General features: G+C 41.8%; 15 protein-coding genes. 4 read left to right on the top strand and 11 right to left on the bottom strand.

What is annotated here, in order from left to right:
• Window positions 1–2: 2 nt before the first annotated feature.
• From PR834_RS14305 to soxR, 4 genes are all read right to left on the bottom strand, one after another.
• Window positions 3–539, bottom strand: coding sequence for a flavin reductase family protein (locus PR834_RS14305; RefSeq protein ID WP_272536735.1), 537 nt, complete (start codon window positions 537–539; stop codon window positions 3–5).
• 14 nt (window positions 540–553) lie between these two features.
• The gene (locus PR834_RS14310; RefSeq protein ID WP_094961446.1) at window positions 554–1,798 is read right to left on the bottom strand and encodes a styrene monooxygenase/indole monooxygenase family protein; all 1,245 of its coding nucleotides are present in this window, start codon (window positions 1,796–1,798) and stop codon (window positions 554–556) included.
• A gap of 35 nt (window positions 1,799–1,833) precedes the next feature.
• The gene (locus PR834_RS14315) at window positions 1,834–2,619 is read right to left on the bottom strand and encodes an SDR family oxidoreductase (RefSeq protein ID WP_004261123.1); all 786 of its coding nucleotides are present in this window, start codon (window positions 2,617–2,619) and stop codon (window positions 1,834–1,836) included.
• A gap of 232 nt (window positions 2,620–2,851) precedes the next feature.
• Complete coding sequence (soxR, locus tag PR834_RS14320) at window positions 2,852–3,349, bottom strand: redox-sensitive transcriptional activator SoxR (RefSeq protein WP_004261125.1); 498 nt, start codon at window positions 3,347–3,349, stop codon at window positions 2,852–2,854.
• 99 nt (window positions 3,350–3,448) lie between these two features.
• Between soxR and PR834_RS14325 the strand changes: the two genes are divergently transcribed.
• The 4 genes from PR834_RS14325 to PR834_RS14340 are packed head-to-tail and all read left to right on the top strand — an operon-like array spanning window position 3,449 to window position 8,287.
• Entirely contained in the window at window positions 3,449–3,877 is a 429-nt protein-coding gene (locus PR834_RS14325) for a DoxX family protein (RefSeq protein ID WP_004261127.1), read from the top strand.
• 12 nt (window positions 3,878–3,889) lie between these two features.
• A complete protein-coding gene (locus tag PR834_RS14330) occupies window positions 3,890–4,999 on the top strand; it encodes an efflux RND transporter periplasmic adaptor subunit (RefSeq protein ID WP_096864570.1) in 1,110 nt (369 codons plus the stop codon).
• Between the two features lie 10 nt (window positions 5,000–5,009).
• Window positions 5,010–8,114, top strand: a complete 3,105-nt coding sequence (locus tag PR834_RS14335; protein WP_196725144.1) for a MexW/MexI family multidrug efflux RND transporter permease subunit — start codon at window positions 5,010–5,012, stop codon at window positions 8,112–8,114.
• Window positions 8,111–8,287 carry a hypothetical protein gene (locus PR834_RS14340; RefSeq protein WP_004261134.1) on the top strand — a complete coding sequence of 59 codons (177 nt, stop codon included), beginning with the start codon at window positions 8,111–8,113 and terminating at the stop codon, window positions 8,285–8,287. The genes PR834_RS14335 and PR834_RS14340 overlap by 4 nt, the downstream gene beginning before the upstream one ends.
• 66 nt (window positions 8,288–8,353) lie before the next feature.
• On the opposite strand, the gene arnT is transcribed toward PR834_RS14340, so the two are convergent.
• The 7 genes from arnT to PR834_RS14375 all read right to left on the bottom strand — a co-directional run bounded on the left by arnT (window position 8,354) and on the right by PR834_RS14375 (window position 19,032).
• Window positions 8,354–10,000, bottom strand: coding sequence for a lipid IV(A) 4-amino-4-deoxy-L-arabinosyltransferase (gene arnT / locus PR834_RS14345; protein ID WP_110592507.1), 1,647 nt, complete (start codon window positions 9,998–10,000; stop codon window positions 8,354–8,356).
• A 368-nt stretch (window positions 10,001–10,368) separates the two neighbouring features.
• The gene (locus PR834_RS14350) at window positions 10,369–11,643 is read right to left on the bottom strand and encodes a bifunctional O-acetylhomoserine aminocarboxypropyltransferase/cysteine synthase (protein WP_096864568.1); all 1,275 of its coding nucleotides are present in this window, start codon (window positions 11,641–11,643) and stop codon (window positions 10,369–10,371) included.
• A 286-nt stretch (window positions 11,644–11,929) separates the two neighbouring features.
• Complete coding sequence (locus PR834_RS14355) at window positions 11,930–13,189, bottom strand: aromatic amino acid transport family protein (protein WP_004261167.1); 1,260 nt, start codon at window positions 13,187–13,189, stop codon at window positions 11,930–11,932.
• A gap of 276 nt (window positions 13,190–13,465) precedes the next feature.
• Window positions 13,466–14,824, bottom strand: coding sequence for an anaerobic C4-dicarboxylate transporter DcuC (gene dcuC / locus PR834_RS14360; protein WP_004261170.1), 1,359 nt, complete (start codon window positions 14,822–14,824; stop codon window positions 13,466–13,468).
• Between the two features lie 216 nt (window positions 14,825–15,040).
• Window positions 15,041–16,459, bottom strand: a complete 1,419-nt coding sequence (locus PR834_RS14365; protein WP_036958415.1) for a carbohydrate porin — start codon at window positions 16,457–16,459, stop codon at window positions 15,041–15,043.
• A gap of 261 nt (window positions 16,460–16,720) precedes the next feature.
• Window positions 16,721–17,179 carry a regulatory protein RecX gene (locus PR834_RS14370; protein ID WP_004261175.1) on the bottom strand — a complete coding sequence of 153 codons (459 nt, stop codon included), beginning with the start codon at window positions 17,177–17,179 and terminating at the stop codon, window positions 16,721–16,723.
• A gap of 395 nt (window positions 17,180–17,574) precedes the next feature.
• The gene (locus PR834_RS14375; RefSeq protein ID WP_272536736.1) at window positions 17,575–19,032 is read right to left on the bottom strand and encodes a DUF4026 domain-containing protein; all 1,458 of its coding nucleotides are present in this window, start codon (window positions 19,030–19,032) and stop codon (window positions 17,575–17,577) included.
• Window positions 19,033–19,047: the final 15 nt, after the last annotated feature.

Below are 19,047 nucleotides of genomic sequence, written 5' to 3' on the forward strand. Positions count from 1 at the left end.
CCTTAAGGCGCTTCATGTAATGCAGTAAAACTACCGCCATGGAACACTAACGGTTTACCCGCTTCACTACCGATACGGCGAACATGCCCCACCATTAATAAGTGGTCACCAATCGTGTCTTGCTTATGGTTTTCGCACACCAATGTAGCAATAGCACCATGCAATGCAGGAACGCCTTCTGGTGTTAGGTGGGTAGCCACATCTGCAAATTTATTTTCGATACGTGGGTTCGCAAAACGCATCGCTAGTTCTTGGTGTCCGTGGCCTAATATATTGATAGTAAAATGAGTACAATCACGAAATACCGCTAGGTTTGGTGAATGATTCACTAAGCTCCATAGCACTAATGGTGGGTCAAGTGATAACGACGCAAATGAGTTGATAGTTAACCCAACATCACGGCCATCTGCAGTTCGAGTGATCACAATCGCCACGCCTGTTGGGTAGCATCCCAGCAGGTTGCGCAATATTTTTGATTCAAATTCAGTCTGGCCCCATTCGCTATCACACATGGCTATATCCTCTGCAACCATAGACATACTGATATCTCCCATTAAGCTCGAGCTTCTTCCATCATTTGCGATTGAATATACGCCTCACAAGCAGCCTCATCTTTCCACCAAGGGAATAATACGGGCGGGTAATTAAAGGCATTCGCGATGGTGTGTGCGAGGGATGGCAGCTGCTGGGCTGCACCCAATAGGTGTAAAATATGCGGCTCAGGTGGAGCGAGTAAGGAATTGGTCCATTCCACAACATGGCGACCATACTTCCAGAACTGCTCAAATGTGTCATTCATCCACTTTGCAGTGTAAGGTTTGTCACCATGGGCTAAAATAGCGTCATAATAGACTTTACAAGCCTTGGTAGCGTTATTCGAACCTTGACCCGTTAGTGGGTCATTGGTGACTAACGCATCTCCTAAACCAAACACAATGTTACCTGATGGTAAAGTTAACACTGGTTTTCTCACTGTTGGTGCAAATCTTCCGGCTAAGATGCCATTATCATCAGTTAACTCAACATTATGACAACGTTCTGCTTCCCAAGGTAAATAGGTATTGAGTATTTTTTTACTGTATGCCAAGTGTTCCTGTGGAGTACGAGCTTCATTCCACTGATCCATAGGCCCACCGGGGATCCCTTCAAACACCATAATGTGGCAATCACCACTATTCGTCAGTGATGGGAACACAAAATACTCACCAACACCGGGTATTAAGTTGAAAGAAACTTGTGAATACTCTGGCGTTGGTAACATGCCATGCACATAAGTCAGTGCCAAGGCCCGTTGTGGTTTGTCATAAGGTGAGCGGGAGGCATCGCGCTCAAGCAGTTTAACAATTTCCCCTTTTCCACCCGCTAACACGACTAAATCGTGTGTTTGCGCTAAGCGTTCCAGTTCTGCAATACCAACATCTTCAATGCGTAAATTACCGCCACGAGCTGCAAATAACTCCATCCAGTAAGGCATTTTGATACGTTGGTCGACAGCTTGGGCATAATTATCGAGACGTGAACGCCAAGAAATTACTTTTTCCCCCGCTTTTTCGGGATGAGGAACTGTAAAACCAATTCCTTCAACCGGCGGACACTGTTCTTCCCAAAAATTAATGCCTAAATCACGTTCAAATTGCAGTGAAATATCGAACATGCACTGGCTCGACATCACTCGGCCATTTTTAACGTCATCTGGAGTGCGGTTTGTTGCAACAGTGACTTCATAACCTTTATTGAGTAGACCCAAAGCTAATGGCATACCCGCTTGACCACCACCGACGATAGCAATACGGCGCATAGTATTTTCCTCTACAAAATAGTTAAAATGGTGTCTTATTCAGCAAGACGGGGAATTGCCGGTTTAGCCTGTTCAGGCCCCATAGCGGAGTAACCGCCATCGACAGCGTAATCCGCACCTGTAACAAAGCTGGCCAAATCAGAAAGTAGGAACGCGACAACTTGAGCGACTTCTTCTGGGTCACCAACGCGTTTTAATAAGTGGTAATCAGCAGCAACACGGTCTGTTTTTTGACGGTCTCCCCCTGTGATTTCATCCATAACTCGGGACCAAGTCCACCCAGGGGAAACGGAATTTACACGAATTCCTTCAGCCGCATAATCCATTGCTTGGCTGCGAGTTACCTCTAACATGGTGGCTTTAGATGCAGGGTAGAGCCAACGACCAGTTTGGGCGACAGAAGAAGAAATACTGGTAAAATTGACGATGGCACCTTTACCCGATTTTGCGAAATGTACTTTTGCAAGCTGCGCAGCCATCACTGCACTCACCACATTAATATTCAACGCAGTGAGCCAATCCTGCCTTGTAGATAACTGGCCTTCATCAAGATAAGTGGCAGCCAGATTAACTAAAAAATCGAGTTGCCCATATTTTTGCGCAACACGGTCAATGCCTTGTTTAAGTTGTTGGTCGTCAGTGATATCGACAGGAAGAAAATCAATATTGGGCTCACTTTGAGCTACCTTTTCACCATTCAAGGTATCAATGTCAAAAATCGTGACTTTAACGCCGTAATCACTTAATACCTTCGCAACGGTTGCACCAATTTTGGTCGCTCCCCCAGTCACAATGGCAATCTTATTATTCAAGCCTTTCATCTTTGTCACCCTCTTTTTCTCTCATTCAGTTACAATGAATTCACAAAAAATTAACATAACGAATAGTTACGCAAATATGCTGGAAAGGGGTAGCCGATGGGCGCAAAAAATATCCATTATGTGCGGTAATTTAAATAGTAAGGTGATGATATAAATCGTTAAATAGCCACTTTCAGCAGTGGCTATCCAAATAATGAAAAGTATGATTAATCGCAGAAATTAATAAAATAACTTATGGACGTTCTAAAATACGGGCACCAGGGCCTTTCCTACCAAGTACATCATCAGGATTGCGCAGCGGACAGTCACTGAGTGATAAGCAACCACAACCAATACAGTTATCCAACTCATTACGTAAACGTGTCAGTTGCCGAATACGCTTATCTAAAGATTTACGCCATTGCGTCGACATCTCCTTCCATTGCTCCGAAGTTAGCGCGCTATTTGCAGGAAAACGCCCCAATGCCTCTTGAATTTCATGTAGTGGGATCCCCGTACTTTGTGCAACCTTAATAATGGCGATGTAACGAAGTACAACAGAGTGAAATCGTCGCTGATTCCCTTGAGTTCGTGTACTTTGAATTAGCCCCTTTGATTCATAAAAATGGACTGTAGAAACAGGCACTCCCGAGCGTTTTGCCACTTCGCCCACCGTTAATGCCCGAGTAAAATCAATTTTTTTCCCCTCATTCTTCTGAGGTTTTATCGTTTTTGTGTCTTTGTCCGCCATTTTAGCTCACCTTTGCTTGACCTCAACTTAACTTAAGGTTTTATAGTGCCACCCTGCTAGTTTGTCAATTGAGGTTATTTTTTAAAAGGGGATAGGTTTATGCCATCGGTGATTACCAAAATGTTAGAAAGCAATAGCTTATGGGTTATTGCTCGCTTACTAGTCTTGGTTTTATTTATTTCATCTGGTTTAGCCAAAGTTTTTGATTATGAAAATAGTCTGGCCGAAATGCGTGCCGCAGGTCTTCACCCAGATTGGTTTTTCAATATTGCTTCTGCTGCTGTCATGTTAATTGGCTCTGTTCTTGTGCTATTTAACCGTCTTTTATGGCTTGGAACTGGCGCGTTAGCCGTGTTTTTGTTCCTCACTATTGTGGTTGTCCACACCTTTTGGAGCTACACGGGAGAACAAGCTCAAATCGCCATGTTTTGGGCAATTGAACATATCGCTGTTATTGGGGGCTTAATCGCTATCGCCATTGCAGGGCATTTTCGAGGTCTTTATTTCGCGTTAAAGACGCAGAAATAGAAGGAAAATTTAATGAATAAAAAAACAATAATGACACTTTGTTCCGTTTTGATCGCTGTTGGGGCGGGTAGCGCGATTTATTCGACCTATGCGCAAAATGAAGAAGACGAACAAGCAGCATACCAATATCCACCCGTAAAAGTGGCATTGGCACCTGTTAGCTTAGATACCGCGCCTCGTACTTTTTACGGTGTAGGTGAGTTAGAAGCTGGCAGCCAAGTCTTAGTCGCCGCAGAAACCAATGGCCGTATAACAAAAATTGCATTTGAATCTGGCCAGCAAGTCAAAAAAGGCCAATTGTTAGTGCAACTCAATGATGCCGTTGAACAAGCTGATTTATCACGTTACCAAGCACAGTTGCGCAATGCGGCTCGCTTATATGAAAGAACACGTTCATTATCTGCGCAACATTTAGTGGCAGAGGCTCAAGTGGACAGTACACGTGCTGAACGTGATATTGCCCAAGGCCTGATCCGCCAAACCCAAGCATTGATTGCGCAAAAGACGATCCGAGCGCCATTCGACGGTACGATAGGTATTCGCCAAGTCCATGAAGGACAGTATTTAAACCCAGGGGAAGCCATTGCCAGCCTGGTGGATACCAAAACCTTAAAGCTCAACTTTTCCTTAGATGAACAGGCCTCACCGGAACTGCATCAAGGCCAAATTGTTGATATTACAGTTGATGCTTATCCCAATAAAACTTTTCCAGCCCGTATTACGGCCATTGACCCACTCATTGGTAAATCACGTACTATCGCCCTGCAAGCCACATTAGAAAATAGCGATGGCACATTAAAAGCTGGGATGTACGCCAATGTGAATGTGGTACGCCAAGCCAGTAATGAAGTCATTACAATCCCAGAAACCGCTGTTACGTATACCGCCTATGGCGATACCGTATTTATTACGCAAGGTGAAGGGGATGCGATGACCGTCAAGCGGGTGTCCGTAAAAACGGGGCAACGTTGGGATGGCAAAATTGAAATAGAACACGGCTTAAGTGCTAACGATAAAGTCGTCACTTCTGGGCAATTACGCTTAAACGACGGCTCTGCTGTCACCCCTGTTGCCCAAGATACATTGTCTGAACCTGTCACTAATACGGCTCAAGGTTCATAAGGAAGGCGTAATGAAATTTACTGATATTTTTGTTCGCCGACCTGTTCTGGCTCTCGTGGTCAGTGCGCTGATTGTATTAATTGGTTTATTTGCGCTGAGTAAACTGCCTATTCGCCAATATCCACAACTTGAAAGCTCGACGATCACCATTACTACGCAATACCCTGGCGCATCAGCTAAATTGATGCAAGGGTTTGTGACACAACCCATCGCACAAGCGGTTTCCTCTGTGGAAGGCGTCGATTATCTGTCTTCTTCTTCTGTGCAAGGAAGTAGCCTTGTCACCGTACGAATGGAACTTAACCGAGACTCCACTCAAGCCCTTGCACAAGTAATGGCGAAGGTGAACCAAGTTCGTTATAAATTACCGAAAGAAGCTTATGACCCTGTGATTGAACTTTCCTCTGGGGAATCTACTGCGGTTGCTTATATCGGTTTTTCCAGCACCAATTTATCCATTCCTGCCCTGACAGACTATATTTCTCGCGTCATTGAACCAATGTATTCCTCAATTGATGGTGTCGCTAAAGTTCAAGTCTTCGGAGGCCAACAATTAGCAATGCGTTTATGGCTGGATGCCGATAAATTAGCTGGCCGAGGGCTAACCGCTGCGGATGTTGCACAAGCAGTTCGCCAAAACAACTACCAAGCGGCACCCGGTAAAGTCAAAGGCGAGTTCGTGATTTCTAATGTCTATGTTAATACCGACCTCACTAATGTCGATGAGTTTCGTGATCTAGTGATCCGCAACGACGGCAATGGATTAGTACGGTTAAAAGATGTGGGAACCATTGAATTAGGAGCAGCTTCCACAGAAACCAGTGGTTTAATGAATGGTGAGCCTGCGATTTACCTTGGTTTATTTGCCACACCAACCGGTAACCCTCTAGTAATCGTTGACGGCATGAATCAATTAATGCCTGACATCACCAAAACCTTACCACCCGGTGTTAAGGTGGAAATGGCATTTGAAACTTCGCGCTTTATTAAAGCGTCTATTGACCAAGTGATTAGTACATTAGTTGAAGCGCTACTGATTGTTATTGCGGTTATTTACCTGTGTTTAGGGTCAATTCGCAGCGTAATCATCCCAATTTTAGCTATTCCGCTATCTATGTTAGGTGCAGCAGCACTCATGATGGCATTTGGGTTTAGTATTAACTTACTGACGCTACTGGCCATGGTATTAGCAATTGGTCTCGTCGTCGATGATGCTATCGTTGTGGTCGAAAACGTCCATCGCCATATTGAAGAAGGGAAATCACCGGTTTTAGCGGCTTTAATTGGTGCTCGTGAAGTGGCAGGCCCAGTTATCGCGATGACGATCACCTTGGCAGCGGTATATGCTCCAATAGGGCTGATGTCAGGTTTAACGGGAGCTTTGTTTAAAGAATTCGCACTCACGTTGGCCGGGGCGGTGATTGTTTCGGGTATTGTGGCATTAACCCTTTCCCCTGTAATGAGCTCGTTTATGTTGAACTCAAAACAGAATGAAGGGCGTATGGCACGTATGGCAGAAACCTTCTTTTCTACCTTAGCCCATTACTATACCATTGTATTGAATTTCTCTTTGAAAAACCGTTGGTTAACAGGTGTTATTGCCGTTGGTGTATTCATTAGCTTACCACTGCTTTATCAATCGGCTCCTCGTGAATTAGCCCCTGTGGAAGACCAGTCTAGCGTATTAACGGCGATCAAATCTCCGCAACACGCTAACCTCGAGTATGTAGAACGTTTTTCGCGTAAATTACATGATGTTTTCATGGAGTTGCCAGAAACAGAAAGTACTTGGATTATTAACGGAACCGATGGCCCCTCCGCCAGCTTTGGGGGAACTAACTTGACATCATGGGAGCAGCGTGACCGCGCCGCATCTGAGATCCAAGGTGACTTACAAGGGCGCGTCGGTGATGTCGAAGGGAACAGTATTTTCGTTTTCCAGTTACCCGCCTTGCCAGGTTCAACGGGTGGCTTGCCAATCCAAATGGTTCTCAGAAGCCCGCAAGATTATTCGGTACTCTATAAAACCATGGAAGAGATCAAGCAACAAGCACGTGAAAGCGGTCTGTTTATGGTGGTAGATAGTGACCTCGACTACAACAACCCAGTGGTAGAAGTCCGCATAAACCGTTCAAAAGCGAATAGCTTAGGTATTCGTATGCAAGGTATCGGGGAATCACTGACCTTATTAGTGGGGGAAAACTATATTAACCGCTTTGGGATGGATGGCCGTTCTTATGATGTGATCCCTCAAAGTATTCGTAGCCAACGCTTAACACCGGGAGCCCTTTCACGCCATTATGTGAAATCGGAAGCGGGAACTATGATCCCACTGTCAACGGTGGTTGATATCAATACCCAAGTTGAACCGAATAAACTCACGCAATTTAATCAGCAAAATGCGGCAATTTTCCAAGCAATACCTGCTCCTGGTGTCACATTAGGCCAAGCTGTTGCTTATTTAGATAATATTGCCAATGAGCTACCAGCAGGTTTTAGCCATGACTGGCAATCCGATTCGCGCCAATATAAACAAGAAGGAAACACCCTCGCCTTTGCCTTTATGGCGGCGCTCATCATTATTTACTTAGTCTTAGCGGCACAATATGAAAGTTTAGTCGACCCATTGATTATCTTGATTACTGTTCCACTTTCAATTTGTGGTGCGTTAATTCCATTGGCACTTGGTTATGCAACATTAAATATTTACACCCAAATCGGCTTAGTCACATTGATTGGCTTAATCAGTAAACACGGAATATTGATGGTTGAGTTTGCCAATGAATTACAAGCCAATGAAGGGTTAGATAGACGACATGCCATTCTCAAAGCAGCACAAATTCGTTTACGCCCAATACTAATGACAACCGCAGCAATGGTGATTGGCTTAGTTCCTCTGCTATTCGCCACTGGAGCAGGAGCAAATAGCCGCTTTGGCTTAGGCTTAGTGATAGTCACTGGTATGTTAGTTGGCACATTATTTACCCTGTTTGTTTTACCAACCATTTATACCTTGCTAGCCCGTAATCACAGTGCAACCGCACTAACACCAAGGCGCTATGAGCTTGCCGAAGCGAATCGCCTAATCAAAGAAACTGAGGAGACGTCCCAATGAGAAATACGTTAACTAGCCGTCATCAACGTAACAGCCGTACAGTCAACGAAGTGGAAGTGAATGCAATGAGTAATAGCATGGCCATGCTATTAATTTATCATGGTCTCCCCGCAGGTCTGGAAAAATCTCATTCAGCGTCAAACTCGAGCACTTTAAATAAGCCTACACGCTAATGTAAATAGCCGCCAAACCTAAATGGTATGGCGGCTATTATCAAATAACATCCCAACGTACTGTCTCTATTGGCCTTCATAAAAAGCTAAAACAAGATTACCTTCCCGAATAATAATTGGGTTGCCGGGTAATGCGTCCAACAATTCACGCTGAGAACTTTCTACGACCACCGCCACATCTTTATAATGATAATTTTTTAATAAATCAGGTAACTGCTTTAAGCTATAAAACCGATTAGCGGCATCTGGGTATTTTAGCCCGTAGCCTAATTCCCCAGTTTGGTGAAGCATCGTAATATCACTGCGTTTAAGTACCCATGCCAATGTGGTGCCTAGCCCGACATTATTGGTTAACAATACAGATTTATCAGCTAACTGGTGATGATACTTCGCAATCACCTCTTGTGGCGTATTATTACTGGCAATACGAGATGGGATCACATGCCCCACCGTTAAGCTAATTGCCACCGTACACACTGCGGCTAAATACCAAAACCGTTGTTTGAAAGAAAGCAACGCAACCAATAACCAAAAAATAAATGCGCCAGCGGCTAACCATAGCTTTCCACTTTCATCGGCCTGATATACATTCAGTTTAGGGTAATAAGCAGAAGCAATAATTCCACCAGCAATAACGCCACCTATCAATGTGTTAATCAATGCATTCAAACGAATAGTGAGTGTGTTTTTCTCAGTCAGTATTTTTTCAATGTAGGCTGCCATAAGAACCGCGATCGGTGCAATACAAGGCAAAATATAGGTCAGTAATTTTCCTTTAGTAATACTGAAAAAAACAAATGGCACGATAAACCATAATAGAAAATAAATATGTAACCCTTTTTGCTGCCATGCGTGTCGTAGCGCACCAAAAAGGTACCCTAGCCAAGGTAATACCGCAGCGAGCAAGATAGGGATATAAAACCAAAATGGGGATTTGTTTTGCGCGTTATTCGCCATAAAACGTTGAATATGCTCAACCCAGAAGAAATAGTTCCAGAAATCAGGCTCACGGCTGGCAATAACAAAGGCCCAAGGTAAGCACACGACAAAAGCAGTGAACAGCGAAACAAACGAGAAAACAAATACTTCTTTGAATTGCTTAAAGTAAATAGCGGCAACAGAGCAAACAAGCACTGGCAGCACTAAAACGAGAAAACCTTTTGTTAATACCCCTAACCCACAGGCTACTCCCATCATCATAAAAGCGAGTAATTTATGAGAGAAGTATTTTGTCGTTAAACCCCATTGGAAAAAGAAAATCACCATAGTGATAAATGCTGTCACAATCGGGTCAAGAATATTGTAGGTACCGATGGTAAAGACCATCAACATTGAAAGATAAATAAACACCGCGTTGAAAGCGAGACGTGAGTTTTTCCAAGCCATTTTAGCGCTAAGATAAACAAATAGCCCACTAGCTAATGTACTAAATACCACACCAAGACGAACAGAAATGTTATTTTCACCAAATAACATTTGGAAAACAGCCCCTACCCAATAACCAAAAATAGGTTTCTCAAAATAACGAATATCTAAAAGTTCAGGAACACTCCAGTTATAACTTATAATCAGTTCCCGACTAATTTCTGCATACCGCAGTTCATCCGGTTGCCACAGTAACCTACCATTTAAGGGTAAAAAATAGGTCACTAGGACAAAACCAAATAACAGGCACCATTTAAGGTAGGCAATTCTATTGTTTGCCATAATCATCTCATCTCAACCATTCTTTTTATTGATATTTAATCATTTTATTTATTTCGTTTGAGCAAACACGCTCTTTTATTTAGCTATTATCGTTATGCCAATTAAACCCCATTTAAACAAATCGAACGTTAGTTGGTAGAAAGGTCGCTGTATATAAACAATCAATAAATGAATACTACAATTCATATACAAAAAGAGATAAGAATCAAATAATAAGACTGAGTGTTTAAAGAATAGTTCAGTATTTAAAAATAAGGTGAAAATTTAATTCGTTCTTAATATTAGTCATTAATACAAAAAAGTGTACGGCAGTTTATAAACAAAAACCGGTCAGGGTATTCACCATAACCGGTTGTTATTCATACAAAGTAAAACTATTTGGCAGCAGCTAACGCCTGTTCAAGGTCTGCTAAAATATCATCAATATGTTCTATGCCAATTGATAAGCGGATCATATCCCGAGAAACTCCTGCCTGCGCTAACTCTGCATCATTAAGTTGACGATGTGTCGTTGATGCAGGGTGACAGGCTAGTGATTTAGCATCACCAATATTTACCAACCGCACAATCAGTTTCAAGGCATCAATAAAGCGCGCCCCTGCTTCTTGGCCACCTTTAATACCAAACGACATAATACTTGCTGGCTTGCCGTTCATATACTTTTGCGCTAAGCCATGTTCAGGGTTACTCGGTAGCCCTGCATATTTCACCCACTCTACTTGTGGATGATTTTCCAGGTAGTTCGCAACTTTTAGCGCATTTTCGGTATGTCTATCCATTCTTAGCGCGAGGGTTTCTAAACCTTGTAAAATCAAGAATGCGTTAAACGGTGATAATGCAGCACCCGTTCCGCGCAATGGCGCAACACGGCAACGAGCAATAAAGGCCGCTGCACCAAAATGTTCGGTATAACTGACACCATGGTATGCCACATCCGGCTCTATCAATAACGAAAAGCGATTCGGGTATTTTGTCCATGGAAACTTACCTGAATCAATAACCATTCCGCCAAGTGATGTACCGTGACCACCAATATATTTTGTCAATGAATGAACGACGATATCTGCCCCATGTTCAAATGGACGGCATAAATAAGGTGTCGCCACCGTATTATCGACAATCAAAGGAATACCATGGCGGTGTGCAACTTCAGCGAGCGCCGCAATATCAACAATAAAGCCCGCTGGGTTTGAAATTGACTCACAAAAAATAGCCCGCGTCTTATCATCAATAAGCGCATCAAATGCGGCGAGATCGTCATGCTCCGCAAAACGTGTTTCAATTCCTAAACGCGGCAGAGCATGGGCAAATAAGTTATAGGTTCCACCGTATAATTTAGCTACAGAAACAATGTTGTCTCCAGCTTGCGCGATAGTTTGAATCGCATAAGTAATTGCCGCCATACCAGAAGCAACGGCCAAGCCAGCGACACCGCCTTCAAGCGCAGCAACTCGTTGCTCTAAAACATCGTTAGTCGGGTTCATGATACGAGTGTAAATATTACCCGCGACTTTTAAATCGAAGAGGTCAGCACCATGCTGAGTATCGTCAAAAGCATAAGAGGTGGTTTGGTAGATTGGCACGGCAACGGACTTAGTGGTAGGGTCAGGAGAGTAACCGGCGTGAATCGATAATGTTTCTAATTTCATTAGTTATCCTTGTTGCAATGCACTGGAATAGTTACAGCCAGAGGTAGTGATTACGTTATTATAATGCTGTGATAACCTTAGATATTACCTAAGCCACGATACCGAGCAACTACTTGCACTTGAAATTATTTCATATTGATAGATACGGTGAGGGTGATTATCACACCCCTCAGCTTAAAAATTAGTTATATCAATGTCTATCCATATAACCTAGTTCGTATTGATATAAAAAAAGCCATGACTTTTACAGGTCATGGCTCTGTTTCTTATATCACTTTATTTATAACTATAAAAATGCACCATAAATAACCGAAGTAATAGACGCTAATCCACAGATAAAAGTAAAGATTTGTGCCAGTTTTGAAGTGCTAAATTTCTTCATTGCAGGAACAATATTCATCGAAACAACAGGTAGAATGAATAGGATAGCGGCAATCATTGGTGCCCCCATCGTTTCAATCATACCTAAAATACTTGGGTTACGAATAGTCACAATCCAGGTTGTTATCACAATAAATAACATGGATGCCGTTTGAATTTTCTTCACAGAGAAAGAAGAGCGAGATTTAATTAACCCAACCAAACCTTCGTGAGCGCCTAAGAAGTGACCAAAGTAACTTGATACAATCGCAGCGAAAGCAACAATAGGCCCTAAATAAGATAGGATTGGCGATGGGTTGATATTCGCAATATGTGATAACACACTGATATTTTGTTCTTTCGCAACGGCAAGCTCTGCTGGGCTTAGTGATAACACCACAGAGAAAACGAAAAACATCACGAAACCAGTCAGCATTAATGCTGCACCACCAGTAATCATATCCGTTTTTACCACTGCATTATCACCAAACTGCTGACGTTGGTCTTTAGTAAATTGGCTGATGATTGGGCTATGGTTAAATGAGAATACGATAAGTGGGATCGCCATCCAAACAATCACAGGCATTGCACTCCAATCAGGAGCCACCTCTAGCATGGACATATTCCACTCAGGGATTAGATACAATGATAAAGCTAACAAAATGAATACCAAAGGATAAACCATTAGGGAGGTGAGCTTTAACATAAGGTCGCGACCAAATACCACACCAGCAGTCATTGCAGCAATCAATACTCCAGACAATAACCATCGTGGTAGTGGGTCTATTCCTAATTGATTTACTAAGAACGAATCAACAGTATTCGTGATACCGACACCGTAAATCAATACGATAGGGTAAATAGCAAAGAAATAGGCAAATGTAATAATATTTGCGCCTACTTTACCAAAATGCTCTTCTACCGTATCGGTAATATCGGCATTTGGATTTTTTGAGGATAAGACAAAGCGAGCTAACCCTTTATGAGCCAACCAAATCATTGGCGTTGCAATTATTGCTAATACTACTAATGGCCAAAACCCCCCAGCACCAGCTTTAATTGGTAGGAATAAAACGCCTGCCCCCACGGCGGTACCAAATAAAGAAAGTACCCAAGTAAAATCCTTATAAGTCCACTTACTGACAGGTTTATCTTCTGTAACTACTGCTTTTTCAATTGTGCTCATCTTGTGTTCTTCATCATTAACGTTATTAAAATAAGATGTGCAGATTTTGCATTAAATGGGCAACAGTACCTAATTTAATTACTCTATTTCTTTCAACTTTTTGGGGTAGATCTCGTTAATAACGTAAAAGAACAAACACCACGTAATTATTCTGTAAAAAAATAATTTCGCAATCAATTAAAAGAGTAAATTTTAGATATAAAGTATTTAATTTTTAATTCGAGGAATGGCTGAGTTATTCGCTCAGCCATTTTTTTTACCTGAGAAACTGAAATGTTATAGATATATAGGCACTAATATTTCTGTCGCAATTACAACCACAACCAATCCAACTAATACTGGGATTGACGTTCTTTTCACGACTTCGAACGGAGAGATTTTTGCCATACCAGATACGGCCACGACAACCCCTGATACCGGCGATAAAGTCCGCCCTAAGTTAGAGGCTTGTAGCATTGGTATCACTAAGTAAGCAGGATTGACCCCCATTTGTTTTGCTAAATGAGGAATTAGTTCAACAAATGCATAGAACGGTGCATTCCCTGAACCTGTGGTCATCGCAGCTAACATCGTAATCACCACCAGTGCAATCATCATCACAATTGCGCCAGAACCGAATGACTGTGCAAGGTCAATGAGCCCTTTAATAAAGCCAATGGTACTTAAACCTTGAGCAAATACCCCAGCCGCCACTAATAACATAACGACCGTTGCAAATGCTTCTGCCATACCTTTGTAGCAAACTTCTAAGCCACTATAGACATGTTTAGCGCTGAAGCTACGGATGAATTCAATGATTGCAGCCAAAATAATACAGCCAACAATAATGGTAACAATATGCAATTCAGGCGCCCATTTACCATCAAACACTAAAACACCGATAATTGGCGTAAAAGGTAAAATAGCGTAGAAAGCAGGAGCATGGGTTTTAATTTCATTCACATCTAACATTTCAGTCGTGACATTTTCTTTTCTGTCGAGGTAACGCTGCCAAAAGAAGTGAGCGATTGACATTGCCACAATTGCCGCGATAGAAATCGGTAAGGTCGTTTTAAATGCAAAGTCGATTAATGGCATTTCAGCCGCTTTTGCCGCTAAGATAACATCACCAGATGTCGGCGCTAAAATAATTGCCGCTGGCGATGCACAGATTGCTGCTGCTGCACCACGGCTGATCCCGACATTCACCATTACAGGGAATAATGTCGCCATCAGTAATACACCGAGGCCTGTCGCAGAAGATACCGCCAGTGACATCAAACATGCCACAATATAAGCAGCAACCATCAACAAATAAGGTGAGTTGATCATTTTTAATGGCTTAGAGGCGATTTTCACCACAACATCATTCGCCCCAATGTGAGTCATATAAGATGCAAACCCACATAACACCATGATCATCATACCAAGGTCGCCACCTCGGCTCATTAATAGGAATTTTATGTATTCCAGAATATCTGTTACACGCCACCCCGTCGTCGGAACAGAACCTGGTAAAATACTTTTGCCCATAATAGCGGTAATGATTAGAAGTAAAATCCCTCCTGTCATTAACACACCCGTTGCGGAATACCCTTTTATGATATAACGCCCAACTCCAATGGCGACAATAACGCCGATTAAGAGCTCAATCATTTATTTCTCCTGCCTGTCTTATTTTGTAATTATAAAAAAATTACTCTGCCTAATCATTAAGCAAAATTCACTGACAATGATCATGTCAGCAGATGATTTTTAATATAGAAATGCGTTAAAACACAAGAGAAATAAATAAAAAATCTTTTTGATAGTTATTTTGCAGCCGATCTTCCTATTTATTAACAACACATAGGAAGAACGGCTTAACTTAGACTAGAAAAAATATTTGAAGCGAGCACGAACACCATAGCGTTCATCATCATGATGACTAATCAAATTAGGGTTATCTGCATTAATTTTAGAGTAATAAGCACCAAGATAAATTTTGTAATTATCTATAGCTAAAATTTGAGGTAACTCATAAGAAGCATATAAAGTATGAATATCATATTTACCTGGGATGTTATTCAATACTGAATTAGGGTCTGTCGAAATATTTACTGCATTAAAATCTTTAATATTATTATGCGCATAGATATAACCTAGTTGAGCGCGACGCCACAAGGCATAGCCACCTAACGATAAATCTGTTTCTGCTATTGCATCTAGGTATGCAGTACTGAATGTTAGCTGCACGCCATTATCTGAGTCTTTTTCTACGCTATTCCATCCTAAAGTCATACCATATCCATTACGTTTGGACATATCCTTCCAATGACCATCAACGTTATCCCCATAGGCATTGTTGATAACTTGGGATTCCATCGCAATAGCCACTTTAAAATCATTCGGCTGCCAAGCCACCACAGGCCTTAAATAAATAACATTTTTCTTATTATCTAGCTGATAACCATGGTAATTAGAATCATCGAATAAAGCGGTACCATCTTCAACCAATGCGTTAATTTCAAAATACCAATCATCTAATGAATGGGAAAGTTGAACACTACCACCATCACCTGAACGCCCACGCCCTTCTTTCATCATATAAATATAACCGAACCCATCACTGTACAAATCATTCGCCGTATTGCCTGAATACTGTACAAACGTATCTTGTCCTAATGGGAACATATCATAAGCTTCGTAACGGCCGAGCTTTACTTGCCAGCGATCCTTTTGCCCGAAATAAAAAGCGGCATCATCAAGGTTCATTTTTCCTGTCATATCCGCAAGCGGCTGCACAGAAAACCCTGCATAATTTCCATTATCTTTCAAATGATTACCATCTACCCCAATCAAGATTCGTCCATTAATATCCCAATTATCACTCTTATTTGGTTGGTTGTTTTTCCCAAGAGCCGTTCTGACAGATGTAATTTGTCCCTGACGACTCGCCCCATCCATATTGAACTCAACATCGCCATAAAGCTTAAGTTCACCGTAATCATTGTGGTATTGGATCCCAGATGTTGGTTTTTCTTCACTCTCCCTTGGTACATTTGTATTGGAAATAGGCTCCTTAACAACGGTTGATATGGGTTGTTTGGTAGTTTCATGCATATTCATCACTCGTTCGAGCTTTTCTGCTTTCTGTTCAGCAGCTTCGGCACGTCGTTCTGCCAACTCAGCTCTTTTCTCTAACGCCTCCAGCCTTGCCTCAATACGGCTTAAATCCGTTTGAGCATCCCCCACCAAAGGGAATAGGATGACAAAAGCCGCTGCAATCGCAGATAACGGTAACATCTTCATATTAATACCTATTTGAATTAAACCAATAAACATCATTGCTAGCGCTTTCTTCTCTTTTTTGATTTATCGTGAAGTGAGCTGCCCAGAACATGAACACAGTATATGATCAAAGGTATGTTAACGTTAACATGAAATTGATAAAAGAAAGATCGAACTCACAATTCACTGATTAATCTAAAATAAACAACGTCAAAAACTATGTTCAGATTTTATTTCAACCAGTTGAAAAGTAAGTGATTTTATAAATTAATAATATGGAAACTAACCATTGAATAACTCATAAATCATATCGCCAAAAAAGCCACGATACTGTAAGTATCTAATTTGTTTGCTTTTTTCCTTGAAATCATGAGGAAGGTCATCACCGAATTTTTTACTACGAACCAATGCGGCCTTTTCAAACCAATCTACATCTAGAGTAGCAAAATGCTTTTCCACAACCGTTTCAGTGAAACCTTTCTGCCGCATTTCTTGTTTTATCCGCAATGGCCCATATCCCTTGCGCAGATAACCTTGCATTAATAGCCCCGCGACACGGTCATCATCAAGAAAATGTTGCTCACTTAGTCTTTCAAGCACCAATTCAATTAAAGGCTCATCAATAATACCTTCATTTTTTTCATACATACGCCGTTTCATACGAGCAAATAGCTCGGCTTTACCGTAATCACGGCGGGAAAGCATAAACAAGGCATATTGGTAAAGCTCGGATTCATTCATGGCGTTAAACTTTCATCATTAAATTGGGCGCATTGCGCGCCCAGTCTAACATAAACCTTTGTACTCTAGCTTGAATAAGTATGTGATTCGGCTGGCGGACCTCAGTCAGCACCCATGCGGTTTGAATCGTGACGCGTATATACTCTAAATAATTCAAGTTGCATGTAGGCGACAAACGAAGACAGACCGATGAGCATACATAAGTATGTGATTCGGCTGGCTGAGCGCAGTCAACACCCATGCGGTTTGAATCGTGACGCGTATATACTCTAAATAATTCAAGTTGCATGTAGGCGACAAACGAAGACAGACCGATGAGCATACATAAGTATGTGATTCGGCTGGCTGAGCGCAGTCAACACCCATGCAGCTTGAAGTATGACGAGTATGACAAGTTAGTGAACTTGAGCGCCACTTAACAATTTATATATCGTATCAGGGGTATAGCTGCCGTCTTGGAAATAAATTGTCCAGTCCGTAATATCATCACGTGTTAATGGATAAACTTCCCCTTCTTGCATATTTTGTACATAAAAAGGATGGTTTATTAAGCGCCCTTCAAATTGGTCACCATGCCAAGAAACGGGTTCAAACCACATATGTTCATGGCCATCAAAATCCTCTTCTGCATCATGGTAACCAATACCGCATTTCACTAAAAAACGCCATTCCGAGTCTTCAGCTTCCTCGTTTTTACCGAGGAATTTGGCAAAAAAGCCTTTCTTCTGAGCGACTGGTTTTGGCCCGTAGTTATCTAACATATGGGTAAAATATTCCCAACGTAATTTGGCTTTACGGGACATATCAGCGGTTTCTTCATCGGTACGCATAAACATCATCGCGTTTTGATCTTCAAAGCCTTCAAAGAAACTTTCTAATACCGGGTTTTCTTGTGTCACACGAAACAACATCGCGGATGGGTGCTGATGAGATTCGTCTCGATCATGCCAATCCCCCATGAAACGCTCTGATGACGCATCACCAAACTCGAAATTCATCTCTTCAAGTGGTTTTAAGTCATCAATTGGCGTTGATTTACCCACATGCAACAGCCCTTCTTCAAACGGTACTGCAACTAAATACTCATAGCCTGCTTGGGTTTGACCAATAAAAATAGGTTCATTAAACACGATTTTTCCGTGAGTAATACTGTTATTCACGAAGCTCCAAAATAGTTCGGGAATACCATAATAAGAAGCAATCGGGTGCGGTATAATAATTTCTGCTTCCGATAAACCACAACGTGCCAAACCGTGAGTATGGAACCAATACATGGTCGGAGCACGCTCTTCTTCCGGCTTGTCTTCATTGTCTTCTTGATCATAAATAGCATGAACAACATACAAAGAGTCAATGCTTGGCATCAAATCATCAATTAGTTGGAAATTAAGCCACTCACGAGTAAACACTTTCCCTGCGGCAGAAATATCCAAGCCTAGTAATAAATCTGGCACTAATATTTGAATAATTTTCAGCTGCTGAAGATAATTAACTAATGGCTGTCCTTGAAATAAACATTCAACAATCACTGCTTGAGGAGCAGCACTGGCCTCTGCATACAGCTCAGGGCTGATTGGATCAGTGGCAAAATAAGGATTGATGGTATATTCAGGGTCGCTATCCACTAAAGAGATATAAAAACGTAATTCTTCTTCATCTTTTTTACAGCTAAAGAAAAAGCCGCCATCCTCAGGAATGTAGTCTATTTCACCATCGGTGAAATAAGTTTGCTCTTCTAAACGCTGCTCTAATAATAAAGACGTCAGCTCAGAACCAGGGATAGCAACCATCATTGATGCTTCTTTTTCACCCTCACCTGCTGCGGTATCAAGGTAGTGTTGTTTATTATTCATTTTCAGACCTATTAA

Source organism: Providencia sp. PROV182, from assembly GCF_028480325.1.
Classification (GTDB): domain Bacteria; phylum Pseudomonadota; class Gammaproteobacteria; order Enterobacterales; family Enterobacteriaceae; genus Providencia; species Providencia hangzhouensis.